Consider the following 15,150-nt stretch of genomic DNA (forward strand, 5'->3'; position numbering starts at 1 on the left):
AAGATTACATGGTTCGGAGCAAAAGAGATTCAGGCGGTTTAGCTTTCCTTTGTGAGAAGCACGATGTTGCTGTCGAACTGGTTCTTCAGGTTGAGCTGGAGTCCTGACTTCATGAGTTGCTCGCCAGTGAGGAGCATTCCTTCTTTCTGGAGTTTTGTGGTGTTGGTTGCGCGCTGGTTGATTTCAGTGACGCGGTATTTCGCCTTTGGATCGAGCCCTTTGAGCTGGATCGCGGGGGATTGGGTGTCTCGGTTCTCTTGTTGCCAGCCGAAGAGGACCGCTTGGTTTTTGTCTGGGCTGATGTACATGAGTGAGGCGTAGGGGTTGGTGAAGGGGGAGACGAGGCGGTACTGGTCTCCTTTGAGGATGGTGGGGCGGATCTGCTTGTAGGTTTCGATGGCGCTCTTGCAGAAGACTTGGTCTTCTTTGGAGAGTCCTTTGGGCTGGATGTCCATGCCTAGTCGGCCGGACATGGCGACGTCGAAGGAGAACTTGAGCGGTCTTTCTCCCCAGTGGGTGACGTGGGAAGCGAGCGCGACGGAGGGGAAGAAGTGGGAGTAGCCCCATTGGATTTTGATTCGCTGGAGGGGGTCTGTGTTGTCGCTTGGCCAGAACTCGTGGAAGTATTGGAGTGCGCCGTAGTCTACGCGTCCGCCGCCACCTGAGCAGAGCATCATTTCGACGTTCTTGTGTTTGTCTGCGACGCGTTTCATGATGTCGTAGAGTGCTCGGACGTATTCGATCCAGAGATGGGATTGCTTGTTTGCTGGGAGGTAGAAGGAACCTGAGTTGGTGATGAAGCGGTTGCAGTCCCACTTGACGTAGTCGATGCCTGGGGTCTCAGTGAGGGTTCTATCGACCACGTTGAACACGAACTCTTTGACCTTCGGGTTTGTGAGGTCGAGGATGAGTTGGTTTCGGTAGTAGTTGGGTTGTCTGTATTTTTGATCGATGACCCAGTCGGGGTGTTTTTCGAAGAGCTCGCTCTTGGGGTTCACCATTTCTGGTTCTAGCCAGATGCCGAATCGTAGGTTGCGCTTGTTGGCTTCTTTGACGAGGTAGCCGAGACCGCTGGGGAGTTTCTTTTTGTTGGGTTCCCAGTCCCCGAGGCCTGCGTTATCGTTGTTGCGCGGGTATTTGTTGCCGAACCAGCCGTCGTCGAGGAGGAAGAGCTCCATTCCGAATTCTTGTGCGCCGTCGAAGAGTTCGACAAGCTTCTTTTCGTTGAAGTCGAAGTAGGTGGCTTCCCAGTTGTTGAGGAGGATGGGGCGTAGTTTGTTTGCATCCCTAACACCGTAGTTACGGCCCCAGGTTTGGAAGCGGCGGCTGAGATCGCCTTTGCCGTGGGAGCTTGCGCCCCAGACGAGTGGAGGGGTTTTGAAGAGTTGGTTCTTTGAAAGGAGATACTCCGATGCGAAGGGGTTCATGCCTGCGTTGAGTCGGAGTTCGTTGCGGTAGTCGACTTCGAAGGCGAACTGGAAGCTGCCTGACCATGAGAGTGTGCCAGCGATGACGTCGCCTTCATCTTCTTTGGGGGCGCCGTTTTTGCTGAGTAGGAAGCAGGGGTTGCGGTAGATGTCTGCTCGGACTCCGAGTTTGGAGTCGAGGATTTTGATTCCGGAGTTGAGTTGTTCCTCTGCTGGGATCATTTCGTTGGCCCAGTCACCGTGGTAGTGCGTGAGCGTGTAGGTGTCGGAAGGGAAGGTGAGGCTTGTGGATGCAAAGTTTGTGAGCTTGACTGGTTTGGGTTCTTCGTGTCGGATTTCTGTCCACTGCTCGACGATGCCTTCTTGATTGTACGCGCGTACAATCAGGTCCACAAAAAAAGAGTAGTGGCTGTCTTTGAGGTGAATTCTTGTTTCCGAGCGGTTTGAGTCGATCTTGGTGACTTCGTGCGAGACATATCGAAGATCGGTGGAAGTGTTGCCGTCGAAGTGGATTGCTCTTAGGGCTGGTTCGTTTTGGAAGGGGCCACCGAATGCGGGATAGGCTTCTCTGTAGTCTTCCGGCTTGGTGGACTCGTTGCCAAGCACGGGCATGGGAGCCTGTGTTAGCACACCTTCTTTGGTGACGCTGTATTCGATGCAGGTAGCGCCTGCTTTGATCGCGATTTTCTTCATTGAAGTTTGTGCCAGTCCCACCATTGGGAGTGTAAGGAGCAAACCGACACCCCATGCTCTTATGATTTGCATTGCTTTGTGAGTTTGGCTAAGTGATTGGGTTGAAATACATGGATAGGATGACAATTATTGGCTTCTCCAGTATTGTTCGATGGCTGATCGCGAGGTGTTGAGGGCATCCCATTCGTTATCTGGGCCGCCGTTTACGAGCACAAAGGTGCCGTTGAAGTTGGCATCGCGTGCTAGTTTTAGGCAGTGGGTGTAGTCGGTCATGTCGATTTCTAAATCTTTTAGAAATTCGCATTTGGCGTGGATGGTTTCGGCTTTCAGCAGGATTTTGGGAAGGGCTTCGAATTTGTAGGGTGTGGGCCAGTTGCCGAAGTCTGCGCAGAGACCGAGTGAGTCTTTGAGGGCATCGAGGATTTGTAGGACTACCTCGGGTGAATCGGTGAGGGAGAACCAGTTTTCGATGGAGAGGCGGAGGCCGTTTTCGGTGCTGCAGTCGCAGAGTTTTTTAAGATTTTGGATGCTGCGGTCGATTGTTTCGGGTGTTGCTGGTTGTTTGCCTGCGATGACTCTTACGCGCTCGGCACCGAGGTTGGCTGCGATTTTGATCCATTTTTCGATCCAGGCGGTGTCTCGGTCTGCGAAGTCTGGGTGGGTGATGTCGCCGTCATCGATGAGAAGTGTTTGGAGGGTGATGCCGGCGTCGAGGATTGCGTTGTTTAGGTGATCGATTGCGGTTCGGTGTTGGTCTACGTGGAAGTGGCACAACTCCATGCGGCGGAACTGGTGGTCTGATAGGAGTTGGGGGATGTCGAGAAGGGTATACGTTGAGCCGCTGTGTTTTACCGGGGGTTGGGCTCCTTGGTGGGGCGAGTCTGGGTGGGACGTGCCTATGGTGCGATGGAGTGCCCAGGTTGAAGCGGCGATGCTTAGCATTGCTTGTTTTACCGTGTTTCGGGAAGTTAAACACGGTACGATCAGGAAGTGATCGACGACAGTAGATTGGTCAACTTATTTCTTGATTTGATCAAGATTGACGCTCCTTCTTTGGCTGAGCGAGAATCGGTTGCTTGGACCAAGAAGTACCTGGAAGACATCGGGCTTGAAGTTACTGAGGATAATGCCGGAGCCGAGATTGGGGGGAATGCGAATAACCTGATTGTTTGGTTAAGGGGAAATGTTCCTGATGCTCCGCGAATCTATTTGAGTGCTCATTTTGACACGGTTGAGCCGACTGCTGGTCTTGTTGTCACGGAAGAAGACGGGGTCTTCAAATCTGATGGCCGCACCATTTTGGGTGCGGATGACAAGGGCGGTATGGCTCCTGCGATTGAGGCTGTTCGGATTGTTAAGGAGCTGAACCTTCCTCACGGCGACGTTTGTCTTTTGCTGACTGTGGCGGAGGAGATTGGCCTTAAGGGTGCTGCTGCGGTGAAGATTGAGGAGCTTGATCTTGACTTTGGATACGTTCTCGACACGGGGCCTCCTGTTGGCACGTTTGTGACGCGCACGGCGACTCATGACAAGCTTGAGGTTACGATTCGGGGTCGTGCTGCTCATTCGGGTAAGGATCCTGAGAAGGGGATCAACGCGATTCAAGTTGCTGCGGATGCGATTCAGGGGATGAAGTTGGGTCGGATTGGGCCAGAGACCACTGCGAATTTGGGGATTATTGAAGGCGGGACTGGGGCGAACGTGGTTTGCCCTGAGGTTCGGATTCGTGGAGAGGCGAGGAGCACCAGTGTTCCTGAGCTGGATGCTCAGATTGCGCATATGATCCAGCGGTTTGAAGAGGCTGCGACGAAGTGGGGTGCCACGGTTGAGATTCACCACGATCGGCATTATCGAAGCTACAACGTCTCGGATGATTCTCCTGTTGTTAAGGTAGCTCAGGAAGCGAGCCGCAGTTTAGGGTTTGATCCGGTTTTGCGGACGACTTTGGGTGGCAGTGATGCGAATATTTATAATGCGCGCGGGGTGCCCAGTATTGTGGTTGCGACGGGGATGGAATTCATTCACACGCATGCTGAGCAGATCTCTCGAAAGGACCTTGTGGACACCGCTCGGTTGGCTGTGGAATTGATCGTAAAAGCCGCTACGTTGAAACGTTCGGAATTATGAGCTATAGTTTGTGCGGAACTCATCCGCAATATCACGGAGGAAAAGTTAATGAAACGAACGATTCTCAATAGCGCTCTCACTCTCGTCGCCTTGGTCGGCATGTCTGCAGCAGCAAATGCTGAAGTGGATACCAAGCCAGTAGGTCTTTCGGTACGTGGTGGATTGTTCCTCCCGATCGACTCCGCTTCTCGCGATGCGGGTACTAGCTGGGTTGCTTTTGGCGTGGACTACAAGCTTCGCGAGCTGAGCATTGGCGGAGAGAAGTACAAGGCTGATCTCGGACTTTCCATCGATTATCAATCGAAGGGCGATTTCCGAAGCGTGCCTATTCTTTTGAACTACATCGGCCACATCGATGATTCGATTTATTACACTGCGGGTGCTGGTATCAGCTTCACGAGCATGCCATCTGAGGACAAGGCTCGATTTGCTTACCAGGTTGGACTTGGATACAACTTCAAGAGCAGCGGAACCACTCCTGTGTTTGTTGAAGCGAAGTTCTTCGGCAGCGATCACAAAGAGTTCAACGGCTTCGGCGTTTACGTCGGCGTAAAGTTCTAAAGCCCCATTTAAGGCACCGAATTTGTTGAAATTCGGTGCCTTCGTTTTGATTACTGAACAACTCCGCGTAGGGTGCGTCCTTACTTGCAATCATGGAGTTGTGCTTTGGACCGGGTCGATTGGCGTTGAGCAAAAATTCTGACTTTGCCTCAGAGAGTGCACTAGTAGATCGCTGTAGGAAGCAGGATGTTGAAGCTTTCGGGCGACTCGTAGACGCCTATCAAAACCGTGTGTTTGGCTTTGTCCGCCGCATGGTTCCTAATCCTGATGAGGCTGCGGATATTGCGCAGGAAGTTTTCATCAAGGCGTTCCAGAATTTCGCGAAATTCGACGGTCGTTCATCCGTCAGAACTTGGCTGTTCCGCATTGCTTACAACCTTTGCGTGGATCGATCTCGAAAGCAGGATCGGTCTCCTATGGAAGTTGGCCTGGTGGACCATGAAGATGGGGAGTCGATTGATGTTCCAGATTCACGGTGGCAGCCTGATCAGTTGGTGATGGACGGCGAGCTGATGGAAGTGGTGGAAGCGGGCATTATGTCTATGAGCGAGAAGCTTCGTAGCGTGCTGCTGTTGCATGATCGCGAAGAAATGCAGTATGAAGAGATCGCGACGATGTTGGACGTTCCAGTCGGTACGGTGAAGAGCCGGCTGTTCTTGGCTCGCAACCATCTGCATGCGACCCTGAAGGCTTACTGGGAAACCGGAGGTTCTAAGTGAAGATTAACGAATTTGAAATGGACAAAAAGTTGGAGTCACCTTCTCAGCAGGCTGTTTCTGGGCTTGTGGGCTCGCTGCCTGAAGATACGGTGAACTTAGCTTGGCGGAGCCAGTTGAACGAGAAGATTTTGGCTCAGGCTACTGTTCAGAAGAAGCGGAACCGGTTGATGTGGGTGATGAGGCCTACTGTTGGGCTTGGGCTGGCCGCTTTGCTGGTGATTAGTTTTACTTTCCGACCGACTCAGGTTGTTCGAGAGGATTCCGGCAAGAGTGCAGGAATTGAATTGAATCTATTGGATATTCACAAAGAGGCTGCTGCTTCTAGGGACATTACGGCGAGTGGAATCACGGCGAATGAGGCCCGATTTGACGTTAATGTTGAGTCAGTCAGTAGCGATTGGAGTGAAGAAGACACAGACAGCGTATGAAAATAGTCTCCCTTTTAGTCGTTGCCTTAGCCGTTGCTTCGTGTCCTGCTCAGAATAAGCAGAAGCGCCCAAGATCTCATCTTGAATCGCTGCCTTACGTTCTTCGTAAGGCGATGAACAACGCCAAGGACATGCGCTACATAGGGAGACGCACTGTTCAGTTCAACCGTGGTGATCGAGCGATCAATCACGTGGAGATCGTCACGAAGGACGGGGCTCTTATTCGGATTGAGTTTCCTTCTGACAGCAAATTTGCTGGGCAGGTGATCGTCGAGAACGCTTCTGAGCGGCGCCACTATTTCCCTGAGAAGAATGAGATACGCGTGTTGCCTCCGCGTCGGGAAGAGGCTCTGCAGCGGATTCTGGGACCTGGGCCGCGCAAGAAGAATGCGGTCTACACCGTAGTTCGCGGCGATACGGTTTGTGGCTATGCGACGGATCAGGTGGTGGTGTCTGACCCTGCGGGGAACATTATCCAACGGCTTCACATTGAGCCTCGAACTGGGGCTTTGTTGAAGCGGCAGTTGTTTGATGACTTTGGACACCAGATTGGTGCGTTTGAGTTTGAGCAGGTTAATTTGAATCCTGGTCCGATTGATCCTGGTCTGTTTCGGCTGGAGCGAAGGGGTGCGAAGATCATCTCGATTCGAGATCAGGTGAAAGAGGCTGCTGAGAAGGGTGGATTTGCGGCGGCGTTTCTATCCAAGTCTTCTGGCTACGTCTTGGATGGCGGTCGAGTGATGGATGTCGCTGGTCGGAAGGTGTTTGCTCAATTTTATCGATCGAGCAAGGGGTCTGTGACTCTGTTCCAAGTGAAAGGCAAGGTTCGGGCTGATCGAATTCGAGAGCTGTCCAAGCGATCACTTGAGGCCTATAGCTGGGAAGAGAATGACAAAACGTATGTTCTTGTGGGCAACTTCAGCCAGGACGAACTAGGACGTTTGGCCAAACAAGTCGGCGTGGGAACCTGGTAAGCCCCGTCGGAGTTATAATCTAACGTGGCCTCAAAGCGCGCAAAGAAGGGCTCTCGCAGTTCCAAATCGAAGTGGGTTAGGCCGGTTAAACGGGCACTCATTGCTTTTGGCATTGTTGGAGGACTCGCATTAGCTGCGGGTCTTGCCATTTATATTCCTATTCAGAAAGAAGCAGCTGACGACGCAGCCAATATTGAAAACCTGCTGAGCGTCAAAGATTCCAAACCTTCTGCAATCTACTCCGCGGATGGTGTGGTTTTATATTCGACAGCATCGGAGCGTCGGACTGTCGTTAACCTTAAGGATCTTCCTAAGTACGTTCGCTACGCGATTGTGGCAGCTGAGGATCGTCGATTTTATGACCACGGTGGAGTTGATGCGCGGGGGCTTAGTCGCGCGCTGATGACGACGGTGGTTGATCGCAAGTCGCAGGGTGGAAGCACCATTGAGATGCAGCTTGCCAAGAACTTGATCAATGGCCGGGAGCGTACGTTTACTCGAAAGTTACGGGACATTGCGACTGCTCAGCAGATCTCTAACCTGAAGTCGAAGGACGAGATTCTCAATTTGTACGCGAATATGGCGTATTTCGGCGAGGGTGCCGCTGGGATCGAGTCGGGTGCTCGGACTTACTTTAACAAGAGTGCGAAGGATCTGACTATTGCGGAAGCTGCGATGTTGGCTCGGTGTGTTCGTACTCCTAGTCGAGATAACCCGATCAAGAACCTTGAGACGAGCATTGATCAGCGCAATTATGTGCTCGGGGTGATGCGCGATGAGCACTGGATTACGGAGCCTGAGTATCAGGCAGCTGTAGCCGAAGTTCCGAAGATTAACCCGAATCCTTTGAAGGGAAAAGTGTTTATCAAGAAGAACGCGGCGCACTTTGTGCGGCATGTGCTTGACGAGTTTCAACACCTTTATCCAGGCGTCAACTTGGCTACTGGTGGATACAAGATTTACACAACCTTGGACTACAGGCTCCAGAACGTGGCGGTTGAGTCCGTGCGGGATGTTATTAAGGAGTATCACAAGCAGTACAAGGTGAGTGATGGGGCGTTCATTGCGATGGACGCTGAAGGGAAGATCTTGGCCGAGGTGGGTGGCGTTGACTACACGAAGAGCCAGTTTAACAAGGTCACTCAGGGCGGTCGGCAGCCTGGATCTGGGTTCAAGCCTATTGTGTACGCGGTTGCTCTGAAAGAGGGCGCGATCCATATGGGGGACATGCTGTCCAATGCGCGGATTCCGTTTACTTCTGACGGGCGGCCATGGGATCCATCTAATGCGAGTCCTAAAGAGTCGGCTCCGAGTTATTCGCTAAGAACAGCACTGGCGCTTTCTGTGAACCGACCGGCGATCCATACCCTGCAAGCTGTTGGGGTTAGGACTGTTGTTAAGTACGCGAAGGAGTCTTTTGGCTTCACCAGCGAGCTGCGTCCGTTTGACTCCTTGGCGCTGGGCACGAGTGACGTCACGCCGCTTGAGATGGCGGAGGCTTATTCGGTGTTTATGCTCCGTGGGGATCGTGTGCGACCTCACCCAATCACCAAGATCGAGGGACCTGGCGGAGAAGTCCTGAAGGAGTTTTCGCCTGAGATCACCCGGAACGCCTTTGATCCGTCGGTTTGCGAACAGATGGATGGGCTTCTTGAGGCCGTTGTGACGAGTGGCACGGGTACCGGTGCGCGAGGAGTCCCCAATGCACGTGGGAAGACAGGCACCACCAACGACTATAAGGATGCTTGGTTTAACGGCTACACGGATAACTTGCTTGGTGTTGCCTGGGTTGGTAACACTCGGATTGTAAAGGGCAAAGAGCGTTATTTTCAGATGGCTCATGGAGCCTATGGCGGCACTATCAGTGTGCATATTTGGGCGCGTGTGATGGCCGCTGCTCGTGCTCAGCATCTGAAGGCGTTGAATGGAAAGACGTTTGAGGAAGAGAAGCCGGCTGTGGCGAAAGACAAGCCTGCCGACTTGCCTAGTGATGCGGCTGCTAATGATCCGGACATGATGCCGGACATTGTGCCTACACCTGGTCCGACTGTGCCTGACGGTGCGCCGGCGTCTCCTTCTGGGGATGATGATCCGACGGTACCGAAAGCCACGCCGCCTGTAAAATCTCCTGATGACCCTCCTGTGAAAAAGCCTGCGGCTGATCCGGAAGATACGGTTGAAGTTGAGGTTTGTGCAGATACTGGTTTGTTGGCAAGTCGGTATTGTCCGGAGACGGTGACAAGGACTTATAAGCGGGGTCAGCAGCCTAAGTCTCGTTGTAAGTTGCACCAAAGTGGGGGTGGTTAGTCTTTGTCAGTTATTCACACACCCAAGAAGCCTGAGCTAGATCTTCGTCTGGTGGTGTTTCCAGCAGTTACGTTTTCTTTGCTGGGGGTGTTGTTCTTTCGGCTCTGGTATTTCCAGGTTGTTAAGTCTCAGGAACTGACCGAGCGAGCATCAGCTTCGAGGGAGCAGCGGGTTTTGAAGCCTGCGCCTAGAGGGCTGGTGTTTGATCGCAATGGGAGTGTGATTGCTGGCGTTCGACCGCAGATTGTGATCACGGGGGTTTATAAGACGATTAGTAAGAACCCTGGTGTTCAGGAGAAGCTTGCTGCGATGCTTGGAATCGACCCCAAGAAGTTGAAGCAGAAGTTGTTGGATGCCCGGCGGACTCCCGAGATTCCGGTTCCTATTTACATTGGGGCGGACATTAAGACGGGTACTCGGATTGCGGAGGCGGGGGATGACTTGCCGGGGATTGGGGTGGAGACTGCGCCCATGCGGTATTACCCCGATACGACTTCCTATACGCACTTGTTGGGCTACGTTCGTTTGCCGAATGATGCTGACAAGAAGAAGATTGCAGAGAAGGGGCGGACGCCTGCGGAATACGTGGGTAAGGCCGGACTTGAGAAGGCCTACGAAGCCGATTTGATGGGTGAAGCGGGGGCTGAGCGGATGGAGGTTGATGCCAAGGGGCATCCTCTACGTGTTGTCGGTCGCGATAACCCGGTGCCTGGCAGTCAGCTGATTTTGAGTGTGGACAGCAAACTGCAGAAGTTGGCTTCGCACTTGATGGAAGAGAAGAAGTTTATTGGTGCGGTGGTGGCGCTGGACCCTAACAACGGGGAGATCCTTTGCATGGTGAGTGCGCCTACCTTTAACCAGAGTCTGTTTGAGGCGGGAATTAGCAAAGAGGATTACGCAAAGCTTAGCGATGATCCCCGGCACCCGATGATCAACCGTGCATTGGTGAGCAGTTACTCTCCTGGTTCGACTTTTAAGATTGTTACGAGTTTGGCTGCTCAGAATCAGGGCAAGTTTGATCCGCATTCTACGGCTTACTGTGCGGGTGGCTTGTATGTGGGCAAGCGCTGGGTCAAGTGTTTGGGCAATCACGGGACGATTAGCTATGACCGAGCGATGCAGAAGTCTTGCAACGTGTATTTTGCCGAGATGGGCAGGCACGTGGGTGAGAATGAGCTTCGGACGGCCGCGCTTGAGCTAGGGCTGGGGCAGCGATCTGACTTTGATGTGAACGGTGAGTCTCGGGGCATTGTGCCGACTGCTGAGTGGTTTAAGCGCCACTATAAGCGTGGTTGGTATGGTGGCGACACGATCAACTTTTCGATTGGTCAGGGTGATATCAGCTGCACTCCGCTCCAGATGGCGAATCTGGTTGCTACGGTTGCGAACAAGGGAACTTGTTATAAGCCGCACGTCGTGAAGGAGATTCGCGCTGCTGACGGGCTGAGTGAGTCGAAGGTTATCACTGGTCAGGTGCTCCGGAAGGTCAATGCTCCTGAGAGTTTTTGGGACGCTGTGCAGAATGCTCTTGCGGGAGTTATCGATAAGGGTGGCACCGGGCAGTCGGCGATGATTCCTGGAGTGAAGTGGGCTGGTAAGACGGGAAGTACCGAACACGGCGTGAAGGTGGCCGGCCAGAAAGAGAAGAAGACTCACGCCTGGTTTGTGGGTTACGCACCTTATGACAACCCGAAGATTGCGATCTGCGTTCTGATTGAGGACGCGGGGCATGGTGGAGAAGTTGCCGCCCCAATTGCTCGTGAGGTTGTGAAGGCCTATCTTGACGGGCTTAACAAGAGTGTTGCTGGGAAGACACCGACGGGATCTCCATCGGTGTCTGCTGCTGTGCGAAAGCCTTAAGGCTGCTTGGGTTGCATTTCAGCCGGTACTGCTTGGGAGAATGTCTCCGACGCTTTCTGCATCTCTTTCTCGTGCTCGGTATCTCCAAGTTGATGGTAGAGGGCAGCGGCTTTGTCGGCGGCTTCTTTTGCCGTTTTGAGCTTGGTTAAGACTACTCGGACGTCTTCGGTGCCTGCGTAGACGAATGCTGGGTCCTTCTTGGTTTCGCTGATGACGATTGGGACCGTGGTGGTTGTGTAAGAGAGCATTCCCAGGACTCCGTCTCTCAAAATTCCTGCCTTTTTCGTTGTGTCGCTCTCTGCGCCAACTAGGACCATGAAGCGTGCCATGTAGGTCTCCGTTGGGACGAGATCGGCAAGGCTGCGAATTTTGAAGTAGGGAAGTGATTCGATTCCGACCATTTGTTTGGCAGTTTTGACCGCGTCTTCGGTCAGGTTTGCGTTTACTTGGAGTTCGAGAAGCCGCATGAGTGTGATTAGGTTGTTTGGGTCTCGCTGGAGGGCTTCTCTCAAGGTTGCTGTGGCTGCCGAAAGTTGGTTGTTTCTTGCGAGGTCGGATGCGAACTCTCGGGCGATCCTTCCGGTTGGTTGTAGCTCGAATGCCTGTTTTAGGTAAGTCGTTCGGTCCTGACCCTGCTTTGTTTTTGCGACGTAGAATGCTGCGTCACCGTCGAAGGAGGCGAAGGAGTTGAGCGATTCGGCAACGGCAATTGCGCCTTGTGTGTCACCGCCTCGGAGCAAGGATCTGAAGTTGGCTTTGGTGTTGTCCAGCTGGCTGAAGAAAAGCAGTAGCAGAGTGGCGAGGGCTGTTCCAGTGATTGCGGTGTACCGGAGGGTTTTGGGGACGAACTCGGGGGCTACGGAGTCGTTGCTTACGAGAAGTCCTACGCCTAGGAGCATGAAGAAGCTGATGCCGATGCCGAAGTAGAAGAGGTCGCTATCTACCAGGGCGTGGGCGAGCAGGCTGAATACGGCGGCTAGGACGCCTGAGAGGACCGTTCTCTGTGTTGGAGAGAGGGATCGGAAGTTCTTGAGGACGAGGCCCAGCCAGAGAGCCAGGATTACGATAAAGCTTGCGAAGGCTCCGAAACCGGCTTCTGCCCAGAGTTGGAGATAGACATTGTGGGCGAAGATGGTGAGGGTGGTCAGGCCAGGGCGTCCGGACTCGTACCGGTAGGTACCCATTCCGTAGCCAAGGATGGGGCGATCTTTGATGAGAGAGCCTGCGCTTTTCCAGAGATTGAGCCGGAAGGTTGCTGACTGATCTTGTGTTGTGGCGCCACCGCTGGCTACACGTCCGATGGGTGTGGAGGTGTCGCCGGATGTTTTGGGTGCGGAGACGGTGAGAAGTGCGAGCAGGAGTGCTCCGGCGACGAATGGGGAGAGAACTTTTGGTAGGTTTGCCTTATTGCCGGAGGCGACGAGGGAGAAGCTACCGACGATGAGACTGAGCACGAGTCCTACGTAGCCGATGTTCTTGAGGAAGCAGTAGGCAATTACGAGAAGCGTTAAGAAGCTGAGGACAAACGAGAGGGCTAATCGTTTGGATTCTTTGTTTGCGGCTAGGCCTAGGCAGAAGATGAGGGTGCCGGTTGGTAGGGCTAGGGAGACGGCGCCCTTGGAACCTGTCAGAACCATTGCGAAGAGGATGAGGGACGCTCCGGCGAAGGCTAGGAGGCGTTCTAGTCGTTCTCGCTGGACTCCGATGGCTGCGCAGCAGAAGAAGCCGATGAGGAGCATTGCTGCAGTTGCATTGGGGTTCACCCAGCCGCCGAAGACTCGCCAAGATGGGTCTGAGGCACGCATGCTGGCGTATTCCAGGATGCATTTCATGGCGACGATGCCGGAGCCACCGCCGGTTGCGGCGAGGATTGCTTGCGGGCCTGCGAGACGACCGGCACCTCCGACTACGGCAAAGAATGCGAAGCCGTACATCAGCCACTCGGCTACGGTCGATGCTGAAAGAACGCGGTAGCTGCTGACTGGGATGGAGGCGAGGAGAAAGAAGAAGAACATCAGGACTGCGGCCATGAGGTTCTGATTTGGGACTTGGACGATTTTTCTCTTGACGAAGAGCATCAAGAATGCGATGAGGGCTGGTAGGGCGATTAGAAGGTGGGACGTGATGGGTGCGTCCGAGCCGCCTAGTGCCGCTGAGAGTAGTTCTCCGAGGCCGGTTCCAAGTGTGGTCTGGTCCGTGATGATGTAGCCCCCGAAGATGGGGGCGATGAGAGCCGTGAGGATCAGTAGGATTGTTCTGGTTTCAAGTCGAGTCTTCATCGGCTTCTACGTCGCTTTATGTTGTCGATCCTGTTCTTAGTGATAAAGAGCCCGGCTCTGAGGAAGAGTGCTGCTGCGGCACCTAAGTATGCAAAAGGACGTAGGGGCAGTGCAATCTGCGGCAGCATGTTCTTTTTATAGAAGAGCAGCATGGATTTGTGGAAGCCGCCAATCATTCGGTTGGGGGCTTTATCGGTGCTGCGTCCGATGGCGTGGGTGATCTGGCCGTGGGGGACGTAGACTACTTTGAAGCCTGCCTTCCAGCAGCGGAAGCACCAGTCTACGTCTTCGCAGAACATGAAATATTCTGGGTCGAGGAAGCCGATTTTATCGATGAGTTCTTTACGTCCGAGGATGGCTGCGCCAGAGAGCCAGTCGACCTCGCGGGTTTCGTCGTGGTTCCAGTCTTGCATCAGGTAATCGCGGGTGAAGCGATTGTTGGGAAAGAGTTTGCCGAGTGGGGTGTTTCTGAAGAGGGCGGCCAATGGGTTTGGGAACCTTCGGCAGCTGAATTGGAGTGAGCCGTCTGGATTGAGCAGTTTGGGGCCGATGATTCCTGCTTCGGGAAAGTCTCGGAGGTAGTCGAGGAGTATGCGCAGGGCTCCTGGGTGGACGATTGTGTCGGAGTTGAGTAGGAGTGCGTGGGGTGCTAGGCGCTCTGCGAGGAGGAAGTTGTGACCGCCTGTGAATCCGAGATTGGTGGACTTTGCAAAGAGTCGGACCCAGGGGAACTCGTTTGCGACCATTTCGGCGGAGTTGTCTTCTGAGTTGTTGTCGCACACGAGAACTTCAAACTCTGCTTCGCCTCGAACTGCCTGAAGGCTGTTGAGGCAGTCTCGCAGGTCTCCCTGGGTGTTCCAACTGCAGATCGTAACGCTAAGCTCTAAATCCGGCATCGTAACCTTTCGCACGCACAAAGGCGGCCGCATAGACGACGCCTGCTACCAGCATCAACCCCAAAGAGCGAACTCCGGTTCCGTGATGCTTTCGTAAATAGCGCATGAGACTTCGGTGGGACTCCCATATCATGCTTTTACGGACTTGCTTGGTGCTTTCTCCTCCATGGTGCAATATCTGTGCCTCTGGTGTGTATAGGCAGTCCCATCCAGCAGTTTTTAGTCGGTAGAGAAGATCAACCTCGTTGAAGAAGATGGGGAAGCCTTCGTCGAAGGGCTTGTGAGGATCTCCCACTGATGCGATCGCTTCGCGTTTGAACATGAGGAAGGTGCCCATGGGTTGAGGGGCGAGACTTTCTGATTGGTAATCGAAGTGTGTGAGGCTGTAGGAGTCGAATGGACCTTTTCGGATTTTGAACAGTGCGCCAAGGATTCCGATGATGGAGGGGAATCCGCGTACCGATCTTTGGATGTTTCCATCGAGGCCTATTTGTTTGACACCCAGGCAGCCGACTTTGGGATGTTTCCTGAGAATCGCGGCTGCTTTGTCGAGAGAATTGTCTGTCAGTTCCGTGTCGGGGTTCAAAGTGAGCATTAAGTCCCCCTCGGAATTTGCAAATGCAAGATTATTTCCCTTTGCGTAGCCCGTATTTTGCTGACTTGCGATTAATTTAACGTTGGGAAAGTTTTCTAGGACCATCTCAGCGCTTCCGTCTGTGGAGGCATTGTCCACAACAACGACCTCAAATGGCTCGTTTGGAGGGAAGTTTAGCATCGAATGGAGGCATGATCGAAGCAGCTCGCGGGTGTTCCAATTCACGATTAAGATGCTGATCATGGGCAGGCAAATTGTACTCTCGGAGCCCGTGTTGCAAGTTC

The 15,150-nt window shown here is 53.4% G+C and carries 12 protein-coding genes; 7 read left to right on the forward strand and 5 right to left on the reverse strand.

The features are described from left to right. Positions 1-38 precede the first annotated feature (38 nt). Both ACZ51B_RS19590 and ACZ51B_RS19595 read right to left on the reverse strand, forming a co-directional pair. Positions 39-2,120, reverse strand: a complete 2,082-nt coding sequence (locus ACZ51B_RS19590; RefSeq protein ID WP_464295033.1) for an alpha-galactosidase — start codon at positions 2,118-2,120, stop codon at positions 39-41. A gap of 126 nt (positions 2,121-2,246) precedes the next feature. After that, entirely contained in the window at positions 2,247-3,062 is an 816-nt protein-coding gene (locus ACZ51B_RS19595; protein WP_464295034.1) for a sugar phosphate isomerase/epimerase family protein, read from the reverse strand. Positions 3,063-3,110: 48 nt separating this feature from the next. Here ACZ51B_RS19595 and ACZ51B_RS19600 point away from each other — a divergent pair, with 48 nt between their 5' ends. The 7 genes from ACZ51B_RS19600 (at position 3,111) to mrdA (ending at position 11,096) form a co-directional block, all read left to right on the forward strand. Then, on the forward strand, positions 3,111-4,247 hold the full coding sequence (locus ACZ51B_RS19600) for a M20/M25/M40 family metallo-hydrolase (RefSeq protein WP_464295035.1): 1,137 nt from the start codon (positions 3,111-3,113) through the stop codon (positions 4,245-4,247). A 48-nt stretch (positions 4,248-4,295) separates the two neighbouring features. Beyond that, complete coding sequence (locus ACZ51B_RS19605) at positions 4,296-4,808, forward strand: hypothetical protein (protein WP_464295036.1); 513 nt, start codon at positions 4,296-4,298, stop codon at positions 4,806-4,808. Positions 4,809-4,900: 92 nt separating this feature from the next. Continuing rightward, the gene (locus ACZ51B_RS19610; RefSeq protein ID WP_464295037.1) at positions 4,901-5,527 is read left to right on the forward strand and encodes a sigma-70 family RNA polymerase sigma factor; all 627 of its coding nucleotides are present in this window, start codon (positions 4,901-4,903) and stop codon (positions 5,525-5,527) included. Continuing rightward, entirely contained in the window at positions 5,524-5,955 is a 432-nt protein-coding gene (locus ACZ51B_RS19615) for a hypothetical protein (RefSeq protein WP_464295038.1), read from the forward strand. The genes ACZ51B_RS19610 and ACZ51B_RS19615 overlap by 4 nt, the downstream gene beginning before the upstream one ends. Beyond that, positions 5,952-6,929, forward strand: coding sequence for an anti-sigma factor (locus tag ACZ51B_RS19620; protein ID WP_464295039.1), 978 nt, complete (start codon positions 5,952-5,954; stop codon positions 6,927-6,929). The genes ACZ51B_RS19615 and ACZ51B_RS19620 overlap by 4 nt, the downstream gene beginning before the upstream one ends. A gap of 24 nt (positions 6,930-6,953) precedes the next feature. Beyond that, entirely contained in the window at positions 6,954-9,236 is a 2,283-nt protein-coding gene (locus ACZ51B_RS19625; RefSeq protein ID WP_464295040.1) for a transglycosylase domain-containing protein, read from the forward strand. A 3-nt stretch (positions 9,237-9,239) separates the two neighbouring features. Next, entirely contained in the window at positions 9,240-11,096 is a 1,857-nt protein-coding gene (mrdA, locus tag ACZ51B_RS19630) for a penicillin-binding protein 2 (RefSeq protein ID WP_464295041.1), read from the forward strand. On the opposite strand, the gene ACZ51B_RS19635 is transcribed toward mrdA, so the two are convergent. The 3 genes from ACZ51B_RS19635 to ACZ51B_RS19645 are packed head-to-tail and all read right to left on the reverse strand — an operon-like array spanning position 11,093 to position 15,109. Beyond that, complete coding sequence (locus ACZ51B_RS19635) at positions 11,093-13,375, reverse strand: O-antigen ligase family protein (RefSeq protein ID WP_464295042.1); 2,283 nt, start codon at positions 13,373-13,375, stop codon at positions 11,093-11,095. The two genes, mrdA and ACZ51B_RS19635, sit on opposite strands and share 4 nt — an antisense overlap. Continuing rightward, positions 13,372-14,271, reverse strand: a complete 900-nt coding sequence (locus ACZ51B_RS19640) for a glycosyltransferase family 2 protein (protein WP_464295043.1) — start codon at positions 14,269-14,271, stop codon at positions 13,372-13,374. Before ACZ51B_RS19640 ends, ACZ51B_RS19635 begins: the two co-directional genes overlap by 4 nt. Then, positions 14,252-15,109 (reverse strand): glycosyltransferase family 2 protein, encoded by an 858-nt coding sequence (locus ACZ51B_RS19645; RefSeq protein WP_464295044.1) that lies wholly within the window; start codon positions 15,107-15,109, stop codon positions 14,252-14,254. Before ACZ51B_RS19645 ends, ACZ51B_RS19640 begins: the two co-directional genes overlap by 20 nt. Positions 15,110-15,150: the final 41 nt, after the last annotated feature.

The sequence above is a fragment of the Fimbriimonas sp. LA-C6 genome, assembly GCF_055398105.1.